This is a genomic window from Klebsiella sp. K4 (genome assembly GCF_014596785.2).
In the GTDB taxonomy this organism is placed as follows: Bacteria; Pseudomonadota; Gammaproteobacteria; order Enterobacterales; family Enterobacteriaceae; genus Klebsiella; species Klebsiella pneumoniae.
Genome location: NZ_CP115021.1, coordinates 2,577,374 through 2,601,607, shown reverse-complemented (window position 1 = coordinate 2,601,607; position 24,234 = coordinate 2,577,374). Strand labels below are relative to the sequence as shown.

At 58.1% G+C, this 24,234-nt stretch carries 27 protein-coding genes and 2 pseudogenes; 15 read left to right on the top strand and 14 right to left on the bottom strand.

Features of this window, described 5'->3' with window-relative positions; translation table 11 throughout:
* Positions 1-130 precede the first annotated feature (130 nt).
* On the bottom strand, positions 131-664 hold the full coding sequence (locus tag IB144_RS12970; RefSeq protein WP_004179939.1) for a hypothetical protein: 534 nt from the start codon (positions 662-664) through the stop codon (positions 131-133).
* Positions 665-728: 64 nt separating this feature from the next.
* Positions 729-1,619, bottom strand: a complete 891-nt coding sequence (locus tag IB144_RS12965; protein WP_004218747.1) for a LysR family transcriptional regulator — start codon at positions 1,617-1,619, stop codon at positions 729-731.
* 174 nt (positions 1,620-1,793) lie between these two features.
* Between IB144_RS12965 and IB144_RS12960 the strand changes: the two genes are divergently transcribed.
* Positions 1,794-2,771, top strand: coding sequence for a nitronate monooxygenase (locus IB144_RS12960; protein WP_004179941.1), 978 nt, complete (start codon positions 1,794-1,796; stop codon positions 2,769-2,771).
* Positions 2,772-2,803: 32 nt separating this feature from the next.
* Here the strand turns inward: IB144_RS12960 and hpxK are convergent, their stop codons facing one another.
* From hpxK to hpxU, 7 genes are all read right to left on the bottom strand, one after another.
* Positions 2,804-4,063 (bottom strand): allantoate amidohydrolase, encoded by a 1,260-nt coding sequence (gene hpxK, locus IB144_RS12955; protein WP_065888681.1) that lies wholly within the window; start codon positions 4,061-4,063, stop codon positions 2,804-2,806.
* Positions 4,060-5,301: an alanine--glyoxylate aminotransferase family protein gene (locus IB144_RS12950; RefSeq protein ID WP_004190015.1), complete on the bottom strand. Its 1,242-nt coding sequence runs from the start codon at positions 5,299-5,301 to the stop codon at positions 4,060-4,062. The genes hpxK and IB144_RS12950 overlap by 4 nt, the downstream gene beginning before the upstream one ends.
* A 15-nt stretch (positions 5,302-5,316) precedes the next feature.
* Positions 5,317-6,054 carry an amino acid ABC transporter ATP-binding protein gene (locus tag IB144_RS12945; protein WP_004143660.1) on the bottom strand — a complete coding sequence of 246 codons (738 nt, stop codon included), beginning with the start codon at positions 6,052-6,054 and terminating at the stop codon, positions 5,317-5,319.
* Entirely contained in the window at positions 6,035-6,691 is a 657-nt protein-coding gene (locus IB144_RS12940) for an amino acid ABC transporter permease (protein ID WP_032446062.1), read from the bottom strand. Before IB144_RS12940 ends, IB144_RS12945 begins: the two co-directional genes overlap by 20 nt.
* On the bottom strand, positions 6,691-7,356 hold the full coding sequence (locus IB144_RS12935) for an amino acid ABC transporter permease (RefSeq protein ID WP_004176117.1): 666 nt from the start codon (positions 7,354-7,356) through the stop codon (positions 6,691-6,693). Before IB144_RS12935 ends, IB144_RS12940 begins: the two co-directional genes overlap by 1 nt.
* Before the next feature lie 9 nt (positions 7,357-7,365).
* The gene (locus IB144_RS12930) at positions 7,366-8,151 is read right to left on the bottom strand and encodes a transporter substrate-binding domain-containing protein (RefSeq protein WP_004143665.1); all 786 of its coding nucleotides are present in this window, start codon (positions 8,149-8,151) and stop codon (positions 7,366-7,368) included.
* 214 nt (positions 8,152-8,365) lie between these two features.
* The gene (gene hpxU, locus IB144_RS12925; RefSeq protein WP_004176115.1) at positions 8,366-9,205 is read right to left on the bottom strand and encodes a MurR/RpiR family transcriptional regulator HpxU; all 840 of its coding nucleotides are present in this window, start codon (positions 9,203-9,205) and stop codon (positions 8,366-8,368) included.
* 179 nt (positions 9,206-9,384) lie between these two features.
* On the opposite strand from hpxU, the gene hpxW reads away from it, so the two are divergent.
* The 5 genes from hpxW to IB144_RS12900 all read left to right on the top strand — a co-directional run bounded on the left by hpxW (position 9,385) and on the right by IB144_RS12900 (position 13,452).
* The gene (hpxW, locus tag IB144_RS12920) at positions 9,385-10,971 is read left to right on the top strand and encodes an oxamate amidohydrolase (RefSeq protein ID WP_149358924.1); all 1,587 of its coding nucleotides are present in this window, start codon (positions 9,385-9,387) and stop codon (positions 10,969-10,971) included.
* A 10-nt stretch (positions 10,972-10,981) separates the two neighbouring features.
* Entirely contained in the window at positions 10,982-11,167 is a 186-nt protein-coding gene (gene hpxX, locus IB144_RS12915) for an oxalurate catabolism protein HpxX (protein ID WP_023313208.1), read from the top strand.
* On the top strand, positions 11,164-12,561 hold the full coding sequence (locus tag IB144_RS12910) for an AtzE family amidohydrolase (protein WP_040216020.1): 1,398 nt from the start codon (positions 11,164-11,166) through the stop codon (positions 12,559-12,561). Before hpxX ends, IB144_RS12910 begins: the two co-directional genes overlap by 4 nt.
* The gene (gene hpxZ, locus IB144_RS12905) at positions 12,558-12,944 is read left to right on the top strand and encodes an oxalurate catabolism protein HpxZ (protein WP_002905421.1); all 387 of its coding nucleotides are present in this window, start codon (positions 12,558-12,560) and stop codon (positions 12,942-12,944) included. The genes IB144_RS12910 and hpxZ overlap by 4 nt, the downstream gene beginning before the upstream one ends.
* A gap of 85 nt (positions 12,945-13,029) precedes the next feature.
* Positions 13,030-13,452 (top strand): GNAT family N-acetyltransferase, encoded by a 423-nt coding sequence (locus tag IB144_RS12900; protein WP_149358923.1) that lies wholly within the window; start codon positions 13,030-13,032, stop codon positions 13,450-13,452.
* Between the two features lie 37 nt (positions 13,453-13,489).
* Here IB144_RS12900 and asd read toward each other — a convergent pair whose 3' ends face one another.
* The gene (asd, locus tag IB144_RS12895) at positions 13,490-14,608 is read right to left on the bottom strand and encodes an aspartate-semialdehyde dehydrogenase (protein ID WP_004224920.1); all 1,119 of its coding nucleotides are present in this window, start codon (positions 14,606-14,608) and stop codon (positions 13,490-13,492) included.
* A 201-nt stretch (positions 14,609-14,809) separates the two neighbouring features.
* Here asd and IB144_RS12890 point away from each other — a divergent pair, with 201 nt between their 5' ends.
* The 4 genes and pseudogenes from IB144_RS12890 (at position 14,810) to fabF (ending at position 16,997) form a co-directional block, all read left to right on the top strand.
* Positions 14,810-14,932 carry a hypothetical protein gene (locus IB144_RS12890; RefSeq protein ID WP_032435291.1) on the top strand — a complete coding sequence of 41 codons (123 nt, stop codon included), beginning with the start codon at positions 14,810-14,812 and terminating at the stop codon, positions 14,930-14,932.
* The gene (locus tag IB144_RS12885) at positions 14,929-15,486 is read left to right on the top strand and encodes a helix-turn-helix domain-containing protein (protein ID WP_065888680.1); all 558 of its coding nucleotides are present in this window, start codon (positions 14,929-14,931) and stop codon (positions 15,484-15,486) included. The genes IB144_RS12890 and IB144_RS12885 overlap by 4 nt, the downstream gene beginning before the upstream one ends.
* 41 nt (positions 15,487-15,527) lie before the next feature.
* Positions 15,528-15,703: pseudogene (locus tag IB144_RS12880) on the top strand (EmrB/QacA family drug resistance transporter); the annotation flags it as partial.
* Positions 15,704-15,722: 19 nt separating this feature from the next.
* Positions 15,723-16,997, top strand: coding sequence for a beta-ketoacyl-ACP synthase II (gene fabF, locus IB144_RS12875; RefSeq protein WP_040216025.1), 1,275 nt, complete (start codon positions 15,723-15,725; stop codon positions 16,995-16,997).
* A 3-nt stretch (positions 16,998-17,000) separates the two neighbouring features.
* On the opposite strand, the pseudogene IB144_RS12870 reads toward fabF, so the two are convergent.
* Positions 17,001-17,192: pseudogene (locus IB144_RS12870) on the bottom strand (hypothetical protein); the annotation flags it as partial.
* Positions 17,193-17,345: 153 nt separating this feature from the next.
* Between IB144_RS12870 and IB144_RS12865 the strand changes: the two are divergent.
* Together IB144_RS12865 and IB144_RS12860 are read left to right on the top strand one after the other, a co-directional pair.
* Positions 17,346-17,702 carry an ASCH domain-containing protein gene (locus IB144_RS12865; protein ID WP_072143287.1) on the top strand — a complete coding sequence of 119 codons (357 nt, stop codon included), beginning with the start codon at positions 17,346-17,348 and terminating at the stop codon, positions 17,700-17,702.
* Between the two features lie 202 nt (positions 17,703-17,904).
* Positions 17,905-18,804, top strand: a complete 900-nt coding sequence (locus tag IB144_RS12860) for a hypothetical protein (protein WP_071579638.1) — start codon at positions 17,905-17,907, stop codon at positions 18,802-18,804.
* A 445-nt stretch (positions 18,805-19,249) separates the two neighbouring features.
* On the opposite strand, the gene IB144_RS12855 is transcribed toward IB144_RS12860, so the two are convergent.
* Positions 19,250-20,050, bottom strand: coding sequence for a helix-turn-helix transcriptional regulator (locus IB144_RS12855; RefSeq protein WP_170919969.1), 801 nt, complete (start codon positions 20,048-20,050; stop codon positions 19,250-19,252).
* A 92-nt stretch (positions 20,051-20,142) separates the two neighbouring features.
* Here IB144_RS12855 and IB144_RS12850 point away from each other — a divergent pair, with 92 nt between their 5' ends.
* Both IB144_RS12850 and IB144_RS12845 read left to right on the top strand, forming a co-directional pair.
* The gene (locus IB144_RS12850) at positions 20,143-20,868 is read left to right on the top strand and encodes a type 1 glutamine amidotransferase (RefSeq protein ID WP_134894701.1); all 726 of its coding nucleotides are present in this window, start codon (positions 20,143-20,145) and stop codon (positions 20,866-20,868) included.
* Positions 20,869-21,199: 331 nt separating this feature from the next.
* Positions 21,200-21,895, top strand: coding sequence for an alpha/beta hydrolase (locus IB144_RS12845; protein ID WP_040216031.1), 696 nt, complete (start codon positions 21,200-21,202; stop codon positions 21,893-21,895).
* 162 nt (positions 21,896-22,057) lie between these two features.
* Here the strand turns inward: IB144_RS12845 and IB144_RS12840 are convergent, their stop codons facing one another.
* Together IB144_RS12840 and IB144_RS12835 are read right to left on the bottom strand one after the other, a co-directional pair.
* Positions 22,058-22,282: a hypothetical protein gene (locus IB144_RS12840; RefSeq protein ID WP_004184142.1), complete on the bottom strand. Its 225-nt coding sequence runs from the start codon at positions 22,280-22,282 to the stop codon at positions 22,058-22,060.
* A gap of 202 nt (positions 22,283-22,484) precedes the next feature.
* Positions 22,485-23,252, bottom strand: coding sequence for a helix-turn-helix transcriptional regulator (locus IB144_RS12835; protein ID WP_004176100.1), 768 nt, complete (start codon positions 23,250-23,252; stop codon positions 22,485-22,487).
* A 109-nt stretch (positions 23,253-23,361) separates the two neighbouring features.
* On the opposite strand from IB144_RS12835, the gene IB144_RS12830 reads away from it, so the two are divergent.
* Positions 23,362-24,153 carry a sulfite exporter TauE/SafE family protein gene (locus tag IB144_RS12830; protein ID WP_004189980.1) on the top strand — a complete coding sequence of 264 codons (792 nt, stop codon included), beginning with the start codon at positions 23,362-23,364 and terminating at the stop codon, positions 24,151-24,153.
* Positions 24,154-24,234 lie beyond the last annotated feature (81 nt).

The following is a 24,234-nucleotide window of genomic DNA, read 5'->3' as shown; positions in this document are numbered from 1 at the left end:
AGGGTGATACCCGGTCATTGCGCAGCCAACCCGCTCCCTGCGTAGGCCCGCGCAAGCGCAGCGCCGCCGGGTAATCTATCAGGCTCCGCTCCCTATATTTCCGGGCGGCGGGTCAGACAAACACCGCGAGTTACTGCTGTGCGGCAGGCGGCGCGGCGTTCTGTTTATCCTTCGCGATACTGTCCTGGATGGCTTTGGTTTTGCTCGCCGCTTCAGCCGAGAGCTGATTGGCGTCACCGATGGCGTTGTCTTTGATCTGACCCGCCTCTTTGACTATGCGGTCACTTTCCTGCTTTGCGTTCTGCTTCACCGCATCGGCCTGGGCTTTCGCCTGCTGGGCGATGGCGTCCGCCTTCTTGTCCGCCTCGGCCTTGATGGCGCTGGCCTGATCCTTCAGGCGATCGGCCTCGGCGTCAGCCTGGCTTTTCAGCGTATCGATTTGCTTATCCGCATCCTGTTTAATTGCCTGCGCTTTATCCGCCGCGGCATCCTTCATCTGCTCCGCATTATCTTTAGCCTTATCCAGTTTGTTATCAACTTTCGACGCATCGTCGCAGCCAAACAGGGTCAGGCACAGGGCGGAAGCGAGTAGTGTTTTATTCCAGAGTTTCATCAGCATTCCCTTACAGGTTAAGTCGTTATCCAGCTTTGTGATTCGTTGCATTAATAGCATTCACATTTTATATATAAACGCTCAGCCGATAGAGTCAAGGCGACAGCGCCGATTGTCAGTCCAGGGTCGCCACCAGCCCCTGCAGCCAGTCGGCAAAGACCCGAACCTTATGCGAGAGATGCCGGTGCGGATAGAGCAGCGACAACGGTCGACGCGGCGCCGGAAAGTCCGGCAAAACTTCCACCAGTTGCCCGCTGTCGATATAAGGTTGCAAAAAGAAACGCATCCCCTGCAGCATCCCCAGCCCCGCCAGCCCGGCAGCAGTAAAGACTTCAGAGTTGTCCAGCACCAGTTTACCGGGAATGGCGATCTGCCTGATGCCCTCCGGGGTCTGGAATCGCCAGGGCATAATCTGCCGGCTGCTGCTGTTCACCCAGTTCACCGCCAGATGCGACTGCAGGTCCTCCAGCGTCGCGGGCGCCCCATAGCGCGCCAGATAGCCCGGACTGGCGCAGGTGGTTAACGCCACCTCCCCCAGTGAACGCGCCACATAGTCGCCATCCTCAAGATCCCCCACCCGCAGCAGGCAATCCAGACCATCGCGCAGCATATCCCGGCGTACGTCGGAGCTGCTGAGGACAATCTCCACCTCCGGATGGGCCTGATAAAAATCCGGCAGATGCGGGATCACCAGCAGCCGGGCAAAGGCGATCGGCATATCAACGCGCAGCTGACCGCGGATCGGCCGGTCCGGCGCGAACGACTCCAGCAGATCGTCGGCCTGGGAGAGCAACGGTTTGCTGCGACGATAAAACTCTTCCCCCTCCGGCGTAAGATACAGACGCCGGGTGGTGCGCTGCAGCAGCCGGACCCCGCTCTCCTGCTCCAGCTGCTGCAGTGCTTTGGTCACCGCCGGTCGGTGGATCTGCAAATTTTCCGCCGCCTGGGCAAAGCTGCCGGCATCGACGATTTCAATAAAAATTTTAATATTTTCAAACAGATTCATTTGCATGATGGCCCGCCTACCACCTCTTCATCAGTTCACATTATTACTAATTTAATAATAGTGATGAAAGTTTTTGCTCATTTTTTAAAACAATAAAGACGCCTACACTGCCCTCATTGCCGCATCGCTGGGGCGAACAAATTTATAACTTATTAACATACAAGGAAAAATAGCATGCAACCTAACCGCGTCGCCCGCATTCTGGGTATTGAAAAACCGGTGGTCCAGGGGCCCCTCTCCTGGCTAACCGATGCTCGTCTGGTGGCGGCCGTCGGCAACGCCGGTGGGCTTGGCGTGCTGGGCCCGAACGCCGGACTGACGGCGGCAACCGCCGTCTCCACCCCGGAGGCCACCGCCGAGAAAATGCGCGAAGAGATCCGCAAAACCAAACAGCTGACGGAGAAACCCTTTGGCGTCAACCTGATCCCGACGGCGGAAAATGACATCTGGACGCCGGCGATCCTCCCGGTGATCAAAGAGGAAGGGGTTAAGGTGGTGGTCTACACCGGCTACGGCGACGGTTCGTTAAAACCGGCGCTGTTCGACGAACTGAAAGCCGCCGGGATCACCATTATCTATCGTGACATCAACCCGACGCCGGAGAACAGCCGCCGCGCGGAGCAGGCCGGAGCGGATATTATTGTCGCCACCGGCTTTGACGAAGGCGGCACGCTGCCGGGTACCGCCCTCGGGACCTTCACCATCGTCCCGCTGATCGTTGACGCGGTACAGCGGGTTCCGGTGATGGCCGCCGGAGGGATCACCGACGCCCGGGGCGCGCGCGCCGTTCATGCCCTGGGGGCGGAGGGCGTCTTCGCCGGTTCGGTATTTATCAGCACCATCGAAAGCCGGGTTCCCGACTCGGTGAAAGCGAAAATTGTGGCCGCCAACGGTCTGGATCTGCGCCTGTTCCGTACTCTGCCGGACTACTACCGCGCGCTGCCCGGCAAACTGAGCGACACACTGGTGGCCATGGACCGGGCCGGCGCCTCCAGGACCGAGCTGGCCCAGGCGATGGGTGGTCTGCGCGGGATGCGGCTGGGCATGCTGGAGGGGAATACCGATGAGGGATATATCTCGGTGGGCGCGGGGATCGGCAACATCCATGCCATCACCTCCGTCGCCGAGGTGGTCAACCAGCTGGCGGTGTAAAGCCGCCAGCCGGGGCACGGTGACCGGCGCGATCAGGCGTCGGCCACCTTCTCTACCGCCCGGGAGAAAGCGTCGATAGCCAGCCCGACGTCGGCGGCGGTGACCGACTCCGCCGGGTGATGGCTGACGCCCCCCAGGCAACGCACAAACAGCATCGCCGATGGCCAGCGCTCGGCGATGGCGATAGCATCATGCCCTGCGCCGCTCGGCAGCGTCAGGGAACGCCCCTGCACCGCCACCACCGCCTCGCTCAGCACCGCCTGCAGGTGACTGTCGCAGGCGGTGGCGGCGATGCGATAATACTCCTCGGCGGCGAAACTCAGCTGGCGGCGCCCGGCAATGGCCTGCGCCTGCCCCAGCAGTTCCTCCAGCAGCGCCGTCAGCGGCGCATCCTGCGGGCCGCGAATATCCAGCGTCAGCTGCACCTCGCCCGGTATCACGTTTACCGCGCCCGGCGCACAGCGCAGGGTGCCGACCGTCGCCACCAGGTTACCGCCGTGCTGCCGGGTCAGGTTTTCCACCTGCATCATCCATTCCGCCGCCGCGGCGAGGGCGTCCTTGCGATGGAGCATCGGCACCGTGCCGGCATGGCCAGCTTCGCCGGTAAAACGGCAGTTCAGCCGTCTGGCGCCGTTAATCGCCTCCACCACGCCGAGCGCCAGCCCCGCCTGCTCCAGGCACGGCCCCTGCTCGATATGCAGTTCCAGATAGGCGGCGATATCCCGCGGGTGACGGGCCGCGTGGGCGATCCGCGCCGGATCGAGTCCGGCATTCACCAGCGCCTGGGCGACGCTCACCCCGTCGGTATCGCACTGTGACAGCCAGCTTTCAGGCCAGGTGCCGGTGACGCCGCGACTGCCGAGCAGGGTGATGCCAAAGCGGGTGCCCTCTTCATCGCCAAAGCCGACGATCTCGATTGCCTTCGCCAGCCGTCGCCCCTGCTGGTGCAGACGCTGGACCACCTCAATCGCCGCCAGCACGCCGAGCATGCCGTCGTAGCGCCCGGCGTTGCGCACGGTGTCGAGATGAGAGCCCAGCAGCACCGCCGGCGCGCCCTCCTGCACGCCTTCATAGCGACCGCAGATATTACCGACGCTGTCCTGCCATACCATCATGCCGGCGGCCTGCATCCACTGGCCCACCAGCTGGTTGGCCTGCAGATGTTCCGGCGACAGATAGACCCGGGTCAGGGCGTCGGCGGTTTCGCTGAGGGCGGCCAGCCGATCGGCGCGCGCCATCACCCGGCTGGCCGCCGCCTCTCTCTCCGCCAGCTGGCGGACGGTGTCACTCATAGGGTGGCCTCGGTGCGGTAGTGATCCCAGGCCGCCTGCATCGCCGCGCCCTGAGTGGTGGTGAACCTGAGGTAGTTCAGGACCGCTTCCAGCGCGCTGAGCGTCTGCATCACGCAGTCTTTACGCGCGTTATAGCCCATGGTGCCAATGCGCCAGACTTTACCGTGCAGCGGACCAAACGAGGTGCCAATTTCAATGCCGAAATCTTCCAGCATCAGTTTGCGTACCTGATCGCCGTTGACCCCGTTGGGGATCACCACCCCCAGCACGTTATTCATTTTGTGCCGCAGGTCGCCAAAGGTCTCGAGCCCCATCGCCTGGATGCCCTTCAGCAGCGCATCGCCGTGCAGTTTATGGCGGGCGATGCCGTTGTCGAGTCCCTCCTGGAGGATCAGGCGCGCGCACTCCCGGGCGGCGAACAGCGCCGAGGTCGCTTCGGTATGGTGGTTAAGGCGCTCCGGCCCCCAGTAATCCATCACCATGCCGAGATCGAAATAGTTGGAGTAGATCATCTCGTCGACACCGTCGTGATGGGCATCGGTGCGGATCCCCTGCTCAATGCAGCGGCGGCGGCGGATGACCTCTTCCATCCGCGGGCTGAGGGTGATGGGCGAGGTGCCGGAAGGACCGCCCAGGCACTTCTGCATCCCGGCGGACACGGCGTCCAGCTGCCAGGCGTCGGTTTCCAGCGGGTTACCGCCGAGCGACGCGGTGGCGTCGGTATAGAACAGCACATCGTGACGACGGCAAATCTCTCCCAGCTCCGCCAGCGGCTGCAGCATGGTGGTGGAGGTATCGCCCTGCACGGTGAGCAGCAGGCGCGGCCGCACGCGCTTGATCGCATCCTCAACCTGATCCGGTTTAAAGACCTCGCCCCACGGCACCTCGATGGTGTGCACTTCTGCCCGACAGCGACGCGCGATCTCGCACAGCAGATGACCAAACCGGCCGAACACCGGCACCAGCACCTTGTCACCGGGACGGATCGCCGACACCAGAATCGCTTCGATCCCGGCGCGCGAGGTGCCGTCGACCAACATCGTCCAGCGATTTTCGGTGCGAAACACGCCGCGGTAGAGCGCCATGACTTCATTCATGTAGTGGGTCATCGCCGGATCGTACTGGCCAACCAGCTGGCTCGACATGGCGCGCAGCACGCGCGGGTCGGCATTGATCGGCCCCGGCCCCATCAGCAGGCGCTGCGGCGGGTTAATTTGCGAAAACTGAGTGATATCCATCTGCCATTCCTTACGTTAGTTAAGACCGCGCACCGAGGAGATAAACTGTTTCAGTTCGCTGGTCTGCGGGCTGGCGAACAGCGTTTTGCTGTCGCCCTGCTCCCAGACGCGTCCCTGATGCATAAACACCACGCGGTCGCCCACTTCGCGGGCAAAATTCATTTCATGGGTGACGAGGATCAGCGTCATACCTTCCGCCGCCAGTTGCTCCAGCACCTTCAGCACTTCACCCACCAGTTCCGGGTCGAGCGCCGAGGTGATTTCGTCACAGAGTAAAACTTTCGGCGACATGGCCAGCGCCCGGGCAATGGCCACGCGCTGCTGTTGGCCGCCGGAGAGGTTGGCCGGGTAGTAATCCAGACGGTCGCCGAGCCCGACCTTCTCCAGCATCCGCTGCGCCAGCTCCCGGCATTCTGCCTGGGACTTCTTCAGCACCCGCCGCGGGGCCAGCATGACGTTCTCCAGCGCCGTCATGTGCGGAAAGAGATTAAAGTTCTGGAACACCATGCCGATGGAGCGGCTGATCTCCCGGGCCTGGGAATCGCGGTTGGTGATGGTCATGCCCCCGAGCTTGATGCTTCCCTCCTGGTAGCCCTCCAGACCATTGATACAGCGCAGCAGGGTGCTTTTACCCGAGCCGCTGCGGCCGATGATCGAGATCACTTCCCCCATGTCGATATCCAGATCGACGCCCTTCAGCACATGGTTGTCGCCGTAGTACTTCTGCATCTGATTAATGGTGATGAGAGGCATTGAATTTGTTCTCCAGATAGCGGCTGTAGCGGGACAGCGGATAGCACAGAATGAAATAGCCCAGCGCCACAAGGGCAAACACTTTAAACGGCTGATAAGTGACGTTGGTCAGCATCGTCCCTGCCTTGGTCAGCTCCACAAAGCCGATAATCGATGCCAGCGCCGTGCCTTTGATCACCTGTACGGCGAACCCGACGGTCGGCGCGATGGCAATGCGCAGCGCTTGCGGCGCCACCACCCGGTACAGGGTCTGGCCGAAGCTCAGCCCGAGACACCGCGAGGCCTCCCACTGGCCTTTCGGCAGCGCGCGAATGCTGCCGAACCAGATATCCAGCAGAAAGGCGCTGGTGTAGAGCGTCAGGGCGACCGAGGCGGCGGTCCACGCCGAGACGTCAACGCCGAACAGCGCCACGCCAAAGAATGCCAGAAACAGCTGCATCAGCAGCGGCGTGCCCTGGAACAGCTCAATATACCCGCGGATCAGCCGTTTCACCTGGCGTCCGCCGGTGAGGCGCAGCAGCAGTAACGGTAAGGTCACCAGCGCCCCGCCGGTGAACGCGACCAGCGACAGCAGCACCGTCCAGCGACCGGCCAGCAGCAGGTTGCGGATAATGTCCCAGTCAGTAAAAATGGTCATCAGGCCTGTACCCCCAGCCATTTACGCCCCGCCGCCATCAGCAGCTGGCGCATCGCTATCGATAACGCTAAGTAGATCCCGGTGGTTACCAGATAGACCTCAAAGCTCAAAAATGTCCGCGACTGGATCAGGTTGGCGGCGAAGGTCAGCTCCTCATAGGAGACCTGCGACACCACTGACGAGCCGAGCATCACAATGATGCACTGGCTGACCAGCGCCGGATAAATCCGCTGCAGCGCCGGGGGCAGTACGACGCGAACGAAGGTTTGCGTCCGGCTAAGCCCGAGCACGCGACCGGCTTCCCACTGGCCCTTCGGCGTCACCTGGATGCCGGCGCGGACGATCTCGGTGCTATATGCGCCGAGGTTGACCACCATCGCCAGCAGCGCCGCTTCACCGGCGGTCATCTTCAGTCCGAGGTTCGGTAAACCAAAGACGATAAAAAAGAGCTGCACCACAAACGGCGTATTACGGATGATTTCCACATATCCGCCCCATACCCGGCTGAGCATTCCCGGGCGACCGCTGCGGATCGCCGCCCCAAGGATGCCGATCGCCAGTCCGCCGATCGTCGCCAGCACCGTCAACTGCACCGTCACCCACAGGCCGGCCAGCAGCTCCGGCCAGTGCGGCCAGAGCTCAGAGAAATGAAGTTGCTCCGTCATCCCCAGACCTTACGCGCCGAGGCTGGCAGGCAGTGGCGCTTTCAGCCACTTCTCAGACAGACCGTTGAGGGTGCCGTCCTTAATGCCCTGCTCGATGAGGGTATCCACTTTCGCCTTCAGCGCCGGTTCGTTCTTTTTCAGACCGATAAAGCACGGCGAGTCCTTCAGCATAAAGCTCGGGACCGGCGCTTTGTCGGCGTTCTGCCGGGAGATAGCCGCCACCACAAGGTTTCCGGTGGCGACATACTGCACCTGACCGGACAGGTAAGCCGACAGCGTAGTGTTATTGTCCTCGTAGCGCTTAATCTGCGCCGCCTGCGGCGCCACGCTGGTCAGCACCATATCTTCCACCGCCCCACGGGTCACGCCGATGCTTTTGCCGCTCAGCGCGGCCGCGTCCTTCAGCTCCGCCCCTTTCGGGCCAAACACCCCGAGGAAGAACGGGGCGTAGGCGCGGCTGAAGTCGATCACCTTCTCGCGCTCGGCGTTCTTGCCGAGGCTGGAGATCACCAGGTCCACCTTATCGGTCTGCAGATACGGCACGCGGTTGGCGCTGGTCACCGGGACCAGCTGCAGCTTGAGCTTCATCGATTTCGCCAGATAGCGCGCCATATCGATGTCATACCCCTGCGGCTGCAGGTCGGTACCCACCGAGCCGAACGGTGGAAAGTCCTGGGGTACGGCAATGCGGATGACGCCGCGTTTTTCAATATCCTGGAGCTGGTCAGCCTGCGCGGCAGAAACAGACGATAGGAGACAAGCGGCCCCGGCCAGCGCGATCAACAGTTTCTTCATGATGTTTACCCGTTACGTTAGCATGAAACAAAAGATTCTTTGAATCTGTTTTTGCAACTAATGTGCCAGATACGGACGAGGCGAGGGTTGGCGAGGAATTAAAACAAAAAGTGAGAAAGGACAAGCGCTAACGGAAAAGTCCTCAGAGAGCGGCGGCGCCATGACGTGGTTTTTATTGCACCATAATAATGCACAGCACCACGCTGGCGCCCCATCAGCGTTGTTCCAGCTCGTCCAGCTGCTGGTAAAGCGTGGCGATATCGTGGATGCGCGGACGACCGCTGTCGAGCGTTTCATGGAGAAAGGCATTGGCCAGCAGATTGATCAGGCTGTTGACCGAGGCATAGCTATCGTAGGCGGAGACGCTGTCCAGCGGCGCGCAGAGCTGCCAGCGGGAGAGCGGAAACAGGCTGTGGGCCTGCGGCTCGCACATTAACAGGACCGGCACCCCGTCGCGCTGGAGCTGCTGCAGCAGCGGGCGTACTATTCGCGGCCGGCGGCGAAACGCCATCATTACCACCAGATCATCGGCGGTCAGATCGACCAGCTCTTCGCTGAGACTCTGACCCGGCTGGGGCAGCACCAGCACCTGGCCGCGGGCCTGCAGCAGCTGCTGGCGCAGATGCAGCGCCGCCGGATAGGCGTTGCGCATGCCAATCACCACAATGCGGCGGGCGGCCACCATCGCCGTCAGCGCCTCAGCGAACTGGCGGGCGTCGAGGGCGTTGACCCACTGGGTGAGGTTTGCCATCTCCTGCTTATAATGGCGCGCCAGCAGCGTGTTACCCTGCACCGCGTCGCGCTGGTCGGTGAGCGGCATCCCGCTCTGACGCAGAGTGCGCAGTTCATCGCGCATATCTTTATATTTGTCGTAACCGAGGCGCTTAAACAGCCGGCTGACGGTGGCTTTCGACACGCCGCTCAGCTGCGCCAGCTCGGCGCTGTTGTAGCTTATCAGGTCGTCAAAGTGGTCAAAGATGAAATCCGCCACCCGCTGCTCCTGCGGCGACAGCGAGGCGTATTGCCCTTTCAGTCGTTCATCGAGTTGTTGCATAGCGCCCCTGTAACTTTCGTTTCATCATCCATTCCTCATCATACTGTATCTGCTATGCCTTACACATAGCGTGCCAGTGGGAAAATTCTGGTCATCGTTTTTATCAATGAAACGAAACGTTCAGAGATGGAACAGCTTTTGCAGTGTTCTGCGGGTGATTCGTTCAGAAAGGATAATTTATGCACAGTAGCAACGTTTCGACCCACGGCATGGCGGTGGCCCCCCACCACCTCGCCAGTCAGAGCGCGCTGGCGATCCTGCGCGAGGGCGGCAGCGCCATTGAAGCGATGGTGGCTGCCGCGGCGGCCATCGCCGTCGTCTATCCCCATATGAATGGCCTCGGCGGCGATGGCTTCTGGCTGATCGTGCCGCCTGAGGGAGACCCCATCGCCATTGACGCCAGCGGGGCCGCCGGATCGCTTGCGACCCTCGAGGCCTACGCCGGACAGCAGCATATTCCCCACCGGGGACCGCAGGCCGCGCTGACCGTCGCCGGCACCGTCAGCGGCTGGGACGAGGCGCTGCGTATTTCACGGGACTTAACCGGCCGCGCGCTGCCGGTGGCCCGCCTGTTGGCCGATGCGATCGGCTATGCCGAAGACGGCATTCCGGTCACTGCCTCGCAGGCCCACGCCACCGCCAGCAAACTGGAAGAGCTGCGCCATCAGCCGGGCTTCAGCGAAACCTGGCTGGTCGCGGGCGAGGCCCCGCGGCCCGGCAGCCGCTTCCGCCAGCCCGCCCTCGCCGGTACCCTGCGCATGCTGGCCAGCGACGGTCTCGACAGCTTTTATCGCGGGCCGCTGGCCGAGCGTCTGGCGCAGGGTATGGCCACGCTGGGGATGCCTGTCACCCTCGGCGACCTGCAGGCCCACCGCGCCAGGCGTCCGGGGCCGCTGACGCTCCAGCACCAGCAGGGAACGCTGTGGAATCTTGCCCCTCCCACGCAGGGACTGGTGTCGCTGGCGATCCTTGGCATCACCGACCGCCTGAACATGGCCGATGCCGACGACGCGCAAACGGTGCACCGTATCGTCGAAGCCACCAAGCGGGCGTTTGCCCTGCGCGATGCGCATATCACCGATCCGCGCCATCTGGATGTGGATGCACAGCAGTTGCTCACCCCGGAAGCCCTGCAGCCGCTGGCCGACAGCATCGACGACGCCAGCGCTTCCCCCTGGGGCGGCGGCAAAGGCCCGGGCGATACCGTCTGGATGGGCGTCGTGGATAACAGCGGACTGGCAGTGTCGTTTATTCAGAGTATCTATCACGAGTTCGGCAGCGGCGTGGTACTCCCGGACACCGGGATCGTCTGGCAAAACCGCGGGGCGGCCTTCAGCCTCGACCCGCAGCATCTCCTGGCGCTGGCCCCTGGCAAACAGCCATTCCACACCCTCAACCCTGCCGCCGCGCGCCTGAACGATGGCCGGGTGATGGTCTATGGCTCGATGGGCGGCGACGGTCAGCCGCAAACGCAGGCGGCGCTGTTTACCCGCTATATCCTGCAGGGGGTGCCGCTGCAGGAGAGCATCTCCCGTCCGCGCTGGCTGCTGGGCCGCACCTGGGGCCAGTCCTCCGATTCACTGAAGCTGGAGGGACGCTTTGCCCCCGCCTGTATCGCGCGCCTGCGCGAGCTGGGGCACGACGTAGAAGTGCTGGCCGATTTCAGCGAAGCGATGGGCCACGCCGGGGCCATTGTCCGCCATCCCAACGGTCTGCTTGAAGGGGCGACCGATCCACGCAGCAACGGCGCCGCCGCCGGATACTAAGGAGCAGACTATGACCACACAGCCAGACTGGAGCGAGTATCTGACACAGATGACTCACCTGATGCACCTGGAGCTGGATGCGCCGCGCCGTGAGGAGCTGGAGCGCCAGTTTGCCCGCATCGCCGCCATGGCGCAGCCGCTGATGGACTATCCCCTCGGGCCGCGCGAGGAGATTGCGGGGGTGTATAAAGCATGACTCTTCAACACTTCACCATTGCCGATCTCCAGCGTGCGCTGCACGAAGGCGAACTGAGCGCCCGGGAGATCGCCCGCCAGACGCTGGACGATATCGCCCGCGTGAATCCGCAGATCAACGCCTGGACCGAGGTCACCGCCCAGCGCATGCTGGCGGAGGCCGACAGCATCGACGCCCTGCGCCGGGAAAAGCGCCCCCTGCCGCCGCTGGCAGGGATTCCTTACGCAGTGAAAAATCTGTTTGATGTCGCCGGGCACACCACCCTCGCCGGCGCCGAACTGCTGAGCGATCGGCCGCCGGCAGCCAGCGACAGCTGGGCGGTGCGCCAGCTGCACAGCGCTGGCGCCCTGCTCAGCGGGATGCTCAATATGGACGCCTACGCCTACGGCTTTACCACCGAAAACAGCTACTATGGCGCGACGCGCAACCCGCACGATCTGTCGCGGATCGCCGGCGGTTCTTCCGGCGGTTCGGCCGCGGCGGTGGCGGCCGGGCTGGTTCATTTCAGCCTCGGCAGCGACACCAACGGCTCGATCCGTGTCCCCGCGTCGCTGTGCGGGATCTTTGGCCTGAAACCCACTTTCGGGCGCCTGTCGCGCTCTGGCAGCCATCCGTTTGTCGCCAGTCTGGATCATATTGGTCCTTTTGCCCGCCGGGTAACCGACCTCGCCGCGGTGTATGACGCCCTGCAGGGGCGCGACCCGGCCGATGACTTTCAGGCTGATAAAGCCAGCGAGCGCACCGGCAATCTGCTGGAACGCGGACTGGAGGGGCTGCGCTGCGCGCGGCTGGGCGGCTATTTCACCACCTGGTGCGATGACGACGCCCGGGCGGCCGTGGATCGGGTCGCCCACGCGCTGGGCGCCGACAGCGAGCTGCAGTTCGCGGATGCCGCGCTGGCCCGCTCGGCGGCCTTTATCATCAGCGCCAGCGAAGGCGGCAATCAGTACCTGGCGGATCTTCACCACTCGCCCGAGCGCTTTGAACCTCACTCCCGCGAGCGGCTGCTGGCCGGCGCGATGATCCCCTCCGCGTGGTATCTGCAGGCTCAGCGTTTTCGCCGTCATGCTCGCCAGGCAATGAAATCCCTGTTCAGCCAGGCCGACGTGCTGCTCGCCCCGGCCACCCCATGCAGCGCCACGCCAATAGGCGCGGAGGAGATGGTGATTAACGGCCAGCCGCTGCCGGTGCGCGCCAGCATGGGAATGCTGACCCAGCCGATCTCCTTCCTCGGGCTGCCGGTGGTGACCGTGCCCCTGCGTACCGCCAGCGGCAAGCCGATTGGCCTGCAGCTGATAGCAGCGCCGTTTAACGAACAAGCCTGTCTTCGCGCCGCGCGGGCGCTGGAAACGATGGGCATTACCGATGCCCGAGTGGCGGAGAGTGCAGCATGATCAATCTGGATAATGTAGACCGCCCGGCGATCCTCGCCGAGGTGACGGCAGCGTTTTATCAGTATGAAGAGGCGCTGGTCAGCAATAACATCGAGGCGCTTGATGCGCTGTTCTGGCACGACCCGCGCACCGTACGGCTGGGAGCCGGCGAAAATCTGTATGGCATCGAGGCGATCCGCGCCTTTCGCGCCGCCCGCCCCGCCGCCGGTCTCGCCCGCGACCTGCGCCATACCACCATCACCACCTTTGGTGCGGACATGGCGGTGTGCAGCACCGAGTTTACCCGCGAAGGCAGCGCGCGCCTGGGCCGCCAGCAGCAGACCTGGGTACGCTTCCCCTACGGCTGGCGGATTGTCGCCGCCCAGGTCAGTCTGATGGACTGAGTGGCATAGACTGGAGCGGACCGGGGAATAAGGTATCCGCCGGCCCGCTTCCGGTCCGGTAACATGTTATTTGGAGTCGAAGATCATGGTGTTCATCAGAGCGGCTGAAGCAGAAGATATCCCCTCGCTGCAAACGCTATTTCTGCAGCTGGGCTATCAGACGGAGACGGCGATCTTAGCGCAACGCATCACTGCCCCGCAGAGCATGATGAGTGCGCTGGTGGCGGAAACAGAAAACGCCGTGTGTGGCGTAATCGTTATCAATTTTATTTTACCGGTACATGAGAACCGTTTATGGGCATTAATTTCCGCGCTGGTCATCGAGGAATCGTCACGTGGATCAGGGATAGGCCAGCAGCTTCTCCAGGCCGCAGAGCGCCTCGCCCGCGATAAACAATGCGCTCAGATCGAGCTTTCAAGTAGTGAAAAAAGAATCAGAGCGCATCAATTTTATGAAAATAACGGCTACAAGGACGTTCGCAAACGCTTCGTTAAACATTTGTCTTAACCGCCTGCGCGCGAGGGCTTTCCCCGGATGACCGTAACTATATTTTGCCCAGCAGGATATTTAACATGCGGCGCAGGGGTTCCGCCGCCCCCCACAATAGCTGATCGCCAACCGTTAACACCGAGTAGACTGGGTCATTATTTAGCGACATTTTCTTGTAGCGGCCAATACCTACCTGCAGCGAACCACTAATAGCAGCCGGGGTCAATTTACTGACACTCTCTTGCTTATTATTACGGACATAGTTTACCCACGGATGGGAATGGGTGACTAACTCAGCAAATTCTGCTTCGCTGACCTCACGTTTAAGTTTCAGCGTAATCGCCGCGCTGTGACAGCGGATCACCCCGACCCGAATGCATAAACCATTGACCGGGATGGTACCCGGCGCAAGGCCAAGAATTTTATTAGTTTCCGCCTCGCCCTTCCATTCTTCGCGGCTGTTTCCATCGCCCAGATCGCTGTCGATCCACGGAATGATGCTGCCCATGAGGGGGACGCCAAAATTCTCCACCGGCATGCCCGCGCTGTTAATCAGCTCACTCACTTTATTTACCAATGGCAGCACGGAACCTGATGATGTCAGTTCATCCGCAGATAAATGCTGACTGATATAAGCGCTTTGTGCGATTAATTCCCGCACCTGTTTGGCGCCCGCCCCGGAGGCAGACTGATAGGTCATCACGCTCATCCATTCGATAAGATCCGCTTTTATCAGCCCGGCCAACCCCATCAGGCTCAGCGTAATGGAGCAGTTGCCGCCGACAAACAGTTTAATTCCCGCTTTTACCGCACGATCGATATTTTCGCGGTTGACCGGGTCGAGAATAATGCAGGCTTTTTCATCCATCCGCAGCGCCGAAGCCGCATCAATCCAGTAACCTTGCCAGCCATGGTTAATTAACGCCGGATAGATGGCTTTGGTATAATCCCCGCCCTGACAGGTGATGATGATATCCATTTCGGCGAGTGCGCTAAGGGAATTCGCATCTTTCAGCCTGTCGCTTTTACCATTAATAACCGGGCCCGGGGCACCCGCACTGGAGGTGCTAAAAAAATGCGCTGTAATATCGTCGAAATCATTTTCTTCGATCATGCGTTGCAACAATACTGAGCCCACCATCCCTCGCCAACCAACAATACCCACCTGCTTCATTTATTTAACCTTTATAAGTTATGAGAATGTTAATTTGAGTGTCGCCATACCTTATATCGTATCCCCCAATAAAGGTCATTACCCAGCACCTCGATTTTTATCATTATTAAAATGTTTCATCTGCCATCAGCGATATTTATCTCTTATTACGGTCAAGCAGATATAAGGCGGCGGCGACTGTCCAATATTCGGCATTCAAAGGTGAAACGGCGTAGCGAAACGGCAGCAGCTTCTTCTCTGGGTACCATGAAGAGTAACTTGCATTTTGATAGTGACTATGTCAATTTGCTGGCAAAAGCCACCTGGTTACTGGACAGCCCATGAAAAATGAACCGCTTTGCCACGCTCCCTGCCCCATCGCCCGCAGCCTTGGCCGCATCGGCGACAGCTGGAGCATCATGATCCTGCGCGATGCCTTCGCGGGCTTTACCCGCTTTGACGAGTTCCAGAAAAGCAGCAACGTCGCGCCCAATATTCTGTCGCGCCGCCTGAAGAAACTGGTCGATGACGGACTGCTGGAGAAGGTGTGCTACAGCAGCACCCCGCCGCGCTACGAATACCACCTCACGCCGCGCGGCCGCGATTTCCGCATGGTGCTGCTGGCGCTGGCGGAATGGGGTAATCGCCACTTCGCCCCCGAAGGGCGTCAGATGCAGCTGGTGGAAATGACAACCCAGCGCCACGTGGAGCCAGTCATGGTGGATAAAGCGACCGGGGAAGAGATTATTCCGGGTAAATACGCCATGGTGCCGGGCCCCGCCGCCTCGCCGCTGATGAAATATCGTCATGAATATCTGCTGCGCAAACGCGAAGGCGATAGCGGACAAAAATTCCAACCGGAACCTTACAGAGATGCCAGCAATGAATCCGGCCAGTAAGAAAAGCGTCCTCGTTCTGGCGGCCATCTGAATAACGCCAGGATTTTGTTCAGCGCAGCGCGGCAAACTTCGCCACGCGGGGATCTCACCGGATGCCGCGCTGGCGCTGCGGGAGGCGCGAACCCAGGCCTTTTCCGATGCGTTCTACCTCATCATGATGGGTTTTTTACTTGCCGCGCTGCTGGTTCCCTTGATGATAAAGCCGCCGGCACACTGATACTACAGGAGAGTTAACTATGGGCGTTTCCGTTAAACGCATTGTCGTCACCGGGATGGGGATTGTCAGCCCGCTGGGCTGCGGCGTACAGCACGTCTGGCAGTCGCTGCTGGCAGGTAAATCCGGGATCACCCGACTCAGCGAGCAGCTGGTCGCGGATATTCCCTGCAAAGTGGCCGGCCAGGTGCCGTCCATTGACAGCGATCCGCTGCACGGCTTCGACCCGCTGGCGACCATCCCGGCGAAAGAGCGCAAAAAGATGGATCGCTTTATCGAGTTTGCGCTGGTCGCCGCGCGCGAAGCGCTGGCCCAGGCCGGTTGGTCGCCAGTATCCGAGGCCGAACAGGAACGCACCGCCACGGTGATCGCCACCGGGATCGGCGGGTTCAGCGAGATCGCCAATGCGGTACATACCACCGATGAACGCGGGCCGCGTCGCCTCTCGCCGTTCACTATCCCCTCTTTTCTGGCCAACCTGGCCGCCGGGCATGTGTCTATCGCCCACGGCTTCCGGGGCCCCATCGGCGCGCCGGTCACCGCCTGCGCAGCGGGTGCCCAGGCCATCGGCGATGCAGCGCGGATGATCCGCAGCGGCGAGGCGGATATTGCCCTCTGCGGCGGCGCGGAAGCGGCAATTCATCGCGTTAGCCTGGCCGGGTTTGCCGCGGCAAGGGCGCTGTCCAGCGCCTACAGCGACCAGCCGGAAAGCGCTTCCCGCCCCTTTGACCGTGACCGCGATGGTTTTGTGATGGGAGAAGGCGCCGGGCTTATTGTGATCGAATCTCTGGAGCACGCGCTGGCGCGCGGGGCCACGCCGCTGGCCGAGCTGGTGGGCTACGGCACCAGCGCAGATGCTTATCACCTGACCGCAGGCCCGGAAGACGGGAACGGCGCACGTCGGGCCATGGAGATCGCTATTCGCCAGGCCGGGGTGACCGTCGACGAGATTGACCATATCAATGCCCACGCCACCTCGACGCAGGTCGGTGATAAAGGTGAGCTGGCGGCGATTAAAACGCTGTTTGGCGCGCATCCGGTCGCCATTACCTCGACGAAATCCGCCACCGGCCATCTGTTAGGCGCGGCCGGCGGGATCGAGGCCATCTTCACCATTCAGGCCCTGCGTGACCAGGTGGTGCCGCCGACGCTGAACCTGCATCACCCCGATGAAGACGCGGCAGGCATGAACCTGGTGGCGCTGCAGGCCCGCCCGCAGAAGATGCGTTATGCGCTGTCGAACGGTTTTGGCTTTGGCGGCGTTAACGCCAGCCTGCTGCTGAAACGCTGGCAATAATCGTCAGCTCCCCTGCGGTACTGGCCGACGGGGGATTTCCACCGTTGCGGCTTTTGCCCTGCTGCTGGAGTAAATCAAGTACAGCGCGATACCCAGGGAGACAATGGCGCCTATTCGGCTCATCGAGAATGGAATCGACGCATTGTCCAGCCAGCCGAAGTTATCGATCAAGGTCAGTTTTGAGCGAAGAACGGACCACACTATCTAAAGAATGATATCGCCTATTATGTTGGGACCGCTCATGTTAAAAAAGGGATAGCTTTTCTTTTCATTGACGATAACGAAGGAATTTTCATGGTTGAGGTTGAGGAAATAAAAAAGAAATATCCCGGCGCAGATGCCTGGCAAATGGGTGACAGTCCGCAACTGGCTAACGAGCTGGCTGACCTGATCAAAAAAGGGATCAAAACGGCCTCTTGCGGATCTTTTGCCTCTTACCAGCAGGAAGAATCCGCCCCGAGAATCGGGAGTTATAACATTATTCTTGATGGTCAGAATGTTCCAGTTTGCGTGATCAGACTGATTTCGATGCAGCTGGTTCGTTTTTGTGATGTCACTGAAGCGTTCGCCCGCAAAGAAGGTGAAGGCGATTTAAGCCTTGAATACTGGAAGAAAGAGCATCAGAGATTTTTCAGCTCTGAAGGTCATTTTTCTGAAGATATGGAGTTGATCGCAGAAGAATTTGAAGTGGTTGAGGTGCTGTAAGGCAAGGTCAACGGGCTGACGTTTTATCACTGGCCACTCATAACACTGTTCGCTTCTGGCGCGGAGCGGACAAGCTGTCGAGCTAAAGGTCCGCATTGAGCAAGGAGCTGACGTGCCAGCTATAATTGGTAATAAAATGAGAGTAGAACTATTCTGATTTGTTTAAAAAAACATTTTTACATCCAAGGGCAAAATATTTTTTATGCTATCTTACATGCTATCTCAATATGCCAGGCTACCTGTGCCTGAAGTTACTCTACGTTCATGGTTAAAACAATGGTTGTCAGAGCAGGAATCGAGGTGTACAGACAGAAGTTTCTCGGCGCGATTTCCCTGGAGAGAAACTGGATTATGTCAGGAATATTTTTTACAACGAAAACTCAAAATTGATGGAAAGCAATTTCTTACTGGCCCCCGTTATCAGGGCGGAAATATTAACAAACCTTTTATTGATATTGTAGGTATGGATTCTGACCTAAATCATACTGCATTAGAACTCATTAGTAAGGAATGGTCACAACTCAGAGCTCAGTATGTCCGCATTCTTGTACCCGGCCAGTCCTTCCTGCAGGGTATTCCCGACCAGTATATATATGCCGCGTATTTTTCTGAACCCCCTGAATTCAATGATAAATCTCTTACTTTGCAAGTGGCGACATACGAAGATTTTGACTGGTGTTGTCAGGCCCTGGGTGATGCCTATAAGCATACATGGCAGACAGTTCGCGAACTGTCTGCAAGCAATTTGGTAGCAGTTGATGACGAAGAGTTGTGTGACCATATTTCAGAGAGAGAAGTATATATTATCTATGAAAACGATGTTCGCGCCGGGTTGCTAATATGCCAGAAAGGAAACATCGCTTTTCTGAGAGGATATCGTATTACTGACAAAGTAATACTTCCTGCTTTTCGTGGTCGATCATTGTCGGCCCGAGCGCAACGCCTGCTGTACCGATTATTAACTCATTACGATTCGGAACTATCTTTGTATATGGGCACAATTATTCCGCAGAATATCCCCTCGATGAAAACTGCAGAAAGAGCGGGACGAACTTGCATCCTAAGTTATCAATTTCTACCCATCTGCAGAACCCACGATTAACAGCAATGCTAATTTATCTTCAGCCTACACAGGGGACGTCCAGGGCCCGGGAGTACTCCCCTGGACGCATTAATGGGCAGGATGTGATTGTTGCGCAGGCTATCATATGGCGTGAGGTACAGCAGAATCAGGCTTCGTAGCAATGAGGGGCTCACAGCGTTCGGAATCCACCCGGTGCCGTAAATCACCGTAAGGTCTGTCATAAGGTAATTTCATCACGCATCGCGACACCTTTTTTCTTCATGCAGGCCTTCTCTTTCACGGTTTGTCAGAACTGTGGACCGCAGTAATCTCCACTCCGTGCTTTAATCAATGAGAGTGTGTCGGGTGCAAATTAAACTACCTTTCTCAACAGCAAAGGCGGGATACACCTACCCTCGCAGGGTTTCTGCGTCTGGTAATATGCCCATGACAGTCTCAAAGACCGCTTTGAGGGTTTCCCGGTTTAAGGCACAAAATCGCGTGGCGTTGCCCCCAAAATGCAGCGAAAAGCAGCGGTAAAGGCCGCCGGGCATGAGAAACCAAGCTGGTAAGCGACCTGTTTGATTGGAACACCGTTCGCGAGAAGATCCAACGAAGCGCAAATTCTGGCTCTCTGCTTCCATGTTCTAAAACTAAAGCCTGTATCCTTCATAAACAATCGGGAAAAGGTCCGTTCCGACATGGCCGACATAAAAGCCAGCTCGCTCAGCGATGCTTCCCAGCGCTGATTGACCAGTAGCGATCTGGCAGCGCTGAATAATCGCTCATCATTCGGCATGGGAAGCGCCATCGTTAAAGGTGGAGCCTCGCTGAGAATTTCCAGAAGCAACAACGCTATCTTCCGTTGACTCGGTCTGGCGTAGTCCTCACTGAACAGCCCAGCGATAAGCTCTTTGACTAACGGCGTAGCCGTGATCACGTGTACCTGCTGACTCTTGGTAAAGCTCGTACATTCTGCGATAAGGCTACTGCTGAAATAGATCGCCCTGAGATCGGTTTGTGAAAGCAGATGATAACTATGGATATGTAGAGGCGGTAGCCATAATGCCCGCTGAGGAGGGATCACCCAACGGTCGCTCTCTGTTTGCACCAGCATAACCCCTCTGGTGGCGAAGAGTAGCTGCCCCTCAACATGATGATGGGGAGGATCTACCTCACCACGTTGATAGCTTATCGCAGTACTGGACCAGCCTGTGGCCTCATCATGTCTTGGCGTTTTATCTATACTACCTGGCATTTCAGATTTAGCCCCTGCCATTATCATATCGAAACTGGAACCACCCGGAGTAGAGCCTTAGGCAATGGGTGCGTGACTTATCATCCTGATCATCAAAGATATTACAGGAGCTTAACCTCATGCGTGTACACTTTATCGTACATGAAAGTTTTGAAGCCCCGGGCGCATATGAAACCTGGGCAATAAACCAGGGTCATGATGTAACTTACTCACGCGTCTATGCAGGCGATCGGCTACCTGATGACGCCGTAGGCATCGATTTTCTTATCGTTATGGGCGGTCCGCAAGATCCTGACACCACGCTTGAAGAGTGCCCACACTTTAATGCTAAAGCGGAACAGGCGCTGATTGCTTCCGCGGTTAAAACCGGTAAGGCGGTGATCGGTATCTGCCTGGGTTCACAGCTCATTGGTGAAGCGCTGGGCGCGCCGTTCTCTCATAGCCCGGAAAAAGAGATTGGTAAATTCCCGATCACATTGAGAGAAGACGGCAGGAAGGATGAGATGTTCTCTCACTTTGGGAAAACACTTGAAGTGGGTCACTGGCATAACGATATGCCAGGTTTGACGCCAGAGGCCAAAATTATTGCTTACAGCGAAGGCTGTCCGCGGCAGATCGTTGCCTATTCAGACCGCGTCTTTGGTTTCCAGTGCCACATGGAGCTCACATTGGATGTTGTAGAACGGCTGATCGCTCATTCTGAGAAAGACCTGAGCCGTGCAGCAGAATATCGTTTCGTTGACACGCCTGAAGCGCTCCGGGCGCACGATTACAGTGAAATGAATCAAGTACTTTTTGGCTTTTTGGATAAGCTGGAAGCACGTTACACAGCAGCGCAAGCATAATGTTATGCTCGGTAAGCTTGCCATCGGTTTTGATTTTAATGTCCGCTCCTGGCACAGAGCGGACAAGCTACCTGATTTGAAGGTCCGCTATGAGCGAGAAGCGGAAAAGTGCTCTGGTAGGTTGTACACGGACTTGGGCATTAGAGCTTGCTCAATTCGGGATCAGCCTGTTGATGGTGGAGGAAGCCTGGGAGAACGTTAGAAACGTTCAGAAACTCTGTGGAAATAGACAAACGCCTATCCAGGGCTGCAATTTGATATTGTCGCTGTTAGTAAGATATTTTTAACCTGTCTTATCCAATAAATACACTGATGCATTTAAGCGAGAATTATGAGTTTAAAGCCGCGTAGAATCGTTTTAATTCCTGGGTTTATGCTGAATGAAATGCTTTGGCATGAATTTGAAACATATCTCCCGTCAAACTGTATTGTTCATCATGCAGCTGTAACTGAAGGACGAACCATTCATGATGTAGTGCAGCATTTGATTACTCTTCTGCCTGAGAAGTTTTCTTTGATAGGTTTTTCGATGGGAGGATATATTGCCCGACAACTGGCAGCAGAATTCCCTGAACGTGTAGAGTCCTTAGTGCTTATTGCCAGTTCCTTACGGGAAGATACGCCGTTAGAAGCTGAAGCAAAGCGGAAAAGCGTGCAGTCATTGTCCCCCACAACCTTTAAGGGGCTGAGCAGACATGCTATTGCCCGGTCACTCCACCCTCTAAACACATCAAATCAGGATATGATTTCAGCTATCCAGAAAATGGGATGCTCTCTGGGATTTGAAGCCTTCATCACGCAATCATCCTTATCCAGGCAAGGTATACCTTCTGCAACGATACGTTGTCCAACGCTGGTTATCGCCAGTGAAGATGATGCCATCCGTTCGATGAAGGAGGCAGAAGAATTGGTCGAAGCCATACCTTATGCGTCGTTAAGAATCATTCTGGATTGCGGCCATATGATTCCGCTCGAACGGCCCAGGGAGTTGGCAAGAATTATTGTTGAATGGATCCCTGCTACGTAAATTATTGGGGGTTTATCCGGCAAAAATCCGGATTTACTTCATCGGGGTAAGTTCCGTTCCTGGCTCAGAGCTGACATTCCCCTTTGCCGACGTGAAAAGTGCTATTGTCTGACCTCATTCTGGTCAGCCAGATGTTCTGTCCCGCCGCCCTGCCGGCGGCCTCTATCTCAGTAATACCTGTATCAGCTGCACGACGATATACACTCCCGCTACCACCTGTATGATCCGAAACCCCCATCTCAGATAGCGCCATTGATGGCGTTCGCTGGCATCAGCGGCTTCAATGGCGGGATCATAACGTTTTCTTTTCCTGGTTCTGAAGGTATCGAATCCCCACAGGACGAGAAGAATGATGATGATGATTTTTTCAATGATAAGATGGTTCACAAAGAGAGACTCCGGTCTTCTCACGGTTACAGGCAGAATAGATAAACCGCCTGGATGTAGCCACCACTAAATGTAGGGGTACCTGAAGACGAAGCCAGGCCTTCCTGGATTATCTGTCTTATGACCGCGTAAACGCATAGCAACGCCATAAAAGCGACATTCATTTCCGACACATGCTGCCGGAGCCCCCTTCTCCGACGCCTCAGGCTGGGTGATAAAACGACGGCGGCTGCCCGGTCACACGGCGGAACATGGTGGCGAAAGAGGACGCATTGTCGTATCCAAGGGATAATGCCACTTCGTTCACCGGTTTGCCTGCTATCAACCATGCCAGGGCGCTCACCACGCAGGCTCGCTGTCGCCAGGCGGAAAACGACAGGCCCAGCTGCTTCAGGAAATGGCGGCGAAAGGTACTAGGACTCATAAACAGCGCCCTGGCCCAGCGCGCCGCAGGATCATGGATAGAGGGGTTAAGCAAAAAAGCCTGACAAAGCGCCAGCAGCGCCGGATGCTGCGGCAACGGAATGTCAAATTCGCGGACCGGCATGGCGGCCAGTTCCAGTAACATCAACTGTATCAGCGTGCGATCGCGTGGGCTGTCGTACAACGGTGGTAAATCCACAGCCTCAAGCAGTAGCTGGCGCAACAGCGGCGAGACGCTGATCACTTCGCAACGACGGTGTTTAATGAAAGCGGCCACACAATCTGGCTCAATATACAAGCTACGCGTGGTCACCCCTGCAAATCTGACGGCATGCACGGTTTCAGGGGGGATCCAGACAGCGTGTTGCGGAGGAACCACCCATTCTCCGTCCTGCGTAGTGACATACATCAGTCCGGTCGCGCCATACAGCAGCTGTGCGCGACGATGTTGGTGCGGGGGCAGGATAAATCCCTGCGCATAGTCATTACCTAACGCCACCACATCACGATCGAGTCGATCGACCTCGTCAATTTTTACGTTGCGCACACCTGCCTCCCTCTGACCGATTTACAAAGGTAATTGAGCGCTACGCAAATGGGAAGCAGTACGCGACCGGTATAAGCTGCTCGCTCATTTTCAGGTCGGGGATACTCTCTTGAATGAGATCGTTATTATTGCGCTGGCAGGCTTTACTACCGGCATTACCACGGTGCTTTTCGGCTTCGGCGGCGGCTTTGTGGTGGTGCCCTTTGTCTATCAACTGATGCTCCGGCAGCCGGCGATCGCAGGCAACGCCATGCATGTCGCGGTGGCTACCTCAACGGCGGTGATGATATTTAACGCCGGCTGGGTCAGCTATCGAAACTGGCGGGCGGGCAGGCTTGCCGCGCAGACGCTGTTTCCGTTGTTATGGTTTATTGCCATTGGGGCGGTGGTAGGCTCCTGTCTGGCGGGGATATTGAGCGAGAAGATCGTTCGCGTGCTGTTTATTCTCTATATGCTGGCAACCATCAGCGATTGTTTGTTGCGCAAGGGTTTTTTCACGGGCAGCGCTCGGCGTCGCCTGTCCCTGCCAGTGGTCACCGGCGGCGGTGTGATTATCGGTACGATCGCCGCATTGCTGGGCGTGGGCGGCAGCGTCATGACTGTGCCCCTGCTACGGCGACACGGGTATGCAATGCAGGAGTGCGTTAGCGCATCCAACCCGCTTTCTTTGCCCGTGGCGCTATGCGGGGCTGTGACCTATGCCGTCATTGGCTGGCACAGCATTCCGCTGAGCGGATTTCTGGGGTTTATCAGCCTGAAAATTTTAGGCCTGCTCGTCCTGACCGGCTGGGCCGGGATAGTGTTTAGCCGCCGGGCAATCCCTGCGGTACCTGATGTATGGTATGCGCGCATCTATGTGCTGCTGCTGTGCCTGGTACTCCTCGCCATGCTTATTCAATAATCAAATTACATTCTGGTAAACCGGTGTAACAGACGCGACCGGGCGGAGCCCTCTCCCTGAAGAGAGGGCCAGGATCAGGGG